Source organism: Pseudomonas sp. Sample_9, assembly GCF_004307535.1.
Lineage (GTDB): Bacteria > Pseudomonadota > Gammaproteobacteria > Pseudomonadales > Pseudomonadaceae > Aquipseudomonas > Aquipseudomonas mercuritolerans.
Genome location: NZ_RAZO01000202.1, coordinates 1 through 742, shown reverse-complemented (window position 1 = coordinate 742; position 742 = coordinate 1). Strand labels below are relative to the sequence as shown.

Genomic DNA, 742 nt, shown 5'->3' with positions numbered 1-742 from the left:
TCAGCAAAGACATGATCGCCGTGCGCATCGGCCCGGACTGGCGCCTGGCCGTGGTCGCCTCGCCCGAGTACTTCGCTCGCCACCCGGCACCTGCCACGCCGCATCAGTTGACGGAACACACCTGCATCAACATCCGCCACCAACCGGCCGGCGCGATATACGCCTGGGAGTTTGCGCACAAGGGTCAGGATTTCAGCGTCAAGGTCGACGGGCAACTGGTGTTCAACAGCATCATGCATGTGCTCAACGCCGCTGTGGATGGCATCGGCGTAGCGTACGTGCCCGAGCAATTGGTCGCGCCGTATCTGGCGGACGGTCGACTGGTGGAAGTGCTGAGCGAGTGGTGCCCGACGTTTCAGGGCTATCACCTCTATTACCCCAACAGGCGCCAGAGCTCGGCAGCGTTTGCGGCGTTTGTCGAAGCGCTGAAATACAACCGCTGACACCACAAATCATCTGAGCAAAACGCCGATCCCTGTGGGAGCGAGCCTGCTCGCGAAGGCGCCAGATCAGATACATCCACCTTGAATGACACACCGCTTTCGCGAGCAGGCTCGCTCCCACAGTGATCCGGGGCAGATCTACAATCTTCGTTGCACCCCAAATCCCCTGTGGGAGCGGGCTTGCCCGCGAAGGCGTCGGCACATTCAACATCATCATCGCCTGACACACCGCTTTCGCGAGCAAGCTCGCTCCCACAATGGTCCGGGGCAAGGCCACAATCTTCAGCGCAACCCAAATC

The 742-nt window shown here is 60.8% G+C and carries 1 protein-coding gene; it reads left to right on the top strand.

From position 1 onward, the window contains the following. Window positions 1–443 (top strand): LysR substrate-binding domain-containing protein (locus D6877_RS11110; RefSeq protein ID WP_241662884.1); only part of this gene is annotated, 443 nt, incomplete at its 5' end. Window positions 444–742 lie beyond the last annotated feature (299 nt).